General features: G+C 39.3%; 1 protein-coding gene. It reads right to left on the reverse strand.

Annotated elements, in window-relative coordinates:
- Positions 1 to 567: 567 nt before the first annotated feature.
- A partial coding sequence (locus FTV32_RS17245) for a transposase (protein ID WP_180029176.1) occupies positions 568 to 1,052 on the reverse strand: 485 nt, incomplete at its 5' end.

Here is a 1,052-nt window from a genome sequence, read left to right on the forward strand (position 1 = left end):
TTACGGTGGTCCAGGTTTTTAAAATTATCTGGTTTTATTCAGGCCTTACAGAGCGAGTGTCTACGAGCGAACAGACACAATTAAAATTTTCGCCATTTTTTTCCCTGATTACAAACTCCCCTTTGCTGCTGAGACTGAGATACAGAGCATCCCGGAGGGTGCGAACAGATTTAATTTGCATCTAGGTCGAGCGAAGCGAGTATAAAAAACTTATGAGCGAAGCGAATTCCGAGTTGCTTTTGCTTTTTTTGAAGTTATCACGAGATTAACCCAAAAATTGCCCCTTCGAACTGAGCGTAAGCGAAGTTCAATAGAGTTTGAGCGTAGCGAAAACATAGGGCAATTTTTTCTTCCTTAGGTTTTTAATTAATTTTTATATTTTTAATGCTTTTAAATCCATTGGAAAGCTTTTTACATAAGGGTTATAGAGCTTATAAGACTACAATTCCTTTGTTATAAACTACATCTAAATCAGATGTAGTCTTATAGAATCTATTTTTAAAAAATATCAGTAGGACAAAATCAAATTTTTAGAGAGCGTTCAAAATTCTGTGTCAGCCGAATTGGCTAGAGTTTAATTATATCATCGAGCCTGCCTTCAAAGTAAATCGATAACTGTGTGATGGTTTGCCCCCAGTTTGTCACCGGCATTGTCCATTTTTCAGAAGCCTGTTGAATGCCAATATACAGCAATTTCAGCAGGCTATTTTCATTCGGGAAAGCCCCCTTGGTTTTGGTCAGTTTTCTGAATTGGCGATGTACTGCTTCAACCGCATTGGTGGTATAAATTGGCTTCCTAACCGCTTTCGGATATTTGAAATAGGCACTGAGTAAATGCCATTTTTCACGCCATGAACGAATGACTTTCTCGTATTTATCCCCCCATTTGGCTTCCAGCTCATCTAGCGCCATTTCAGCTGCCTGCTTGGTATCTGCTCGGTAAACAGGCTTCAGATCAGCCATAAAGGCTTTTTGATCCTTACTGGCCACATAACGCAAGCTATTGCGGATTTGGTGAATAATACATAACTGCACTTCTGTCTGCGGAAATA

The sequence above is a fragment of the Acinetobacter sp. YH16032 genome, assembly GCF_013417345.1.
In the GTDB taxonomy this organism is placed as follows: domain Bacteria; phylum Pseudomonadota; class Gammaproteobacteria; order Pseudomonadales; family Moraxellaceae; genus Acinetobacter.